The sequence below is a fragment of the Methylobacterium sp. WL12 genome (genome assembly GCF_008039475.1).
In the GTDB taxonomy this organism is placed as follows: domain Bacteria; phylum Pseudomonadota; class Alphaproteobacteria; order Rhizobiales; family Beijerinckiaceae; genus Methylobacterium; species Methylobacterium cerastii.
On sequence record NZ_VRUW01000246.1, the window covers coordinates 1 to 555 of the forward strand.

At 57.7% G+C, this 555-nt stretch carries 1 protein-coding gene; it reads left to right on the forward strand.

The genetic code is table 11. The annotated features are described in order from the left end of the window. Positions 1-180 precede the first annotated feature (180 nt). The gene (locus FV226_RS27720; protein ID WP_147765430.1) at positions 181-510 is read left to right on the forward strand and encodes a helix-turn-helix transcriptional regulator; all 330 of its coding nucleotides are present in this window, start codon (positions 181-183) and stop codon (positions 508-510) included. Positions 511-555: the final 45 nt, after the last annotated feature.

Here is a 555-nt window from a genome sequence, read left to right on the forward strand (position 1 = left end):
CTGTGGTCCCATACCGCGGTGAGGGGCGCAAGGCCAGCAACACGAATCAAGCCGATTCGGATGAGCGGGACGGTCGACTGGACAGGTCGGGGCCGAGGGTGTATAAACTTTGCTGTTCAAACGCGCGGCCGAAGGAGGTTGCGGCGCTCTGGCAGCCCAACTTTCTCGGACGAGTGCGTTATGTATGCCCACCAAACCAAGTTGGCCTCTGAGGAGGTGCAGGAACTTCGCCGTGAGGGCGGACGCTACGTCCGCGAACTACGCGAGGCTGCCGGCTTATCTCAGCGCCAGCTTGCGGCCCTGATCGGCGTCGAGTTCTACACCTTCGTTTCGCAGATTGAGACGGGCCGTGGCCGCATCCCCCCCGACAGCTACCGGATCTGGGCGGAGGCTTTGCAAGTTGATGCCAGAGAATTGGTCATCAATCTGATGCAATTTTATGATCCTGTTACCTACGGGATTTTAGGTGCTGATCTCACCGATCTGAGAGGCCGCCTGCACACTCAGTAATCAATTTTATCGAGCGGCGTACTCTTGGCTGCCAAATACGAATTA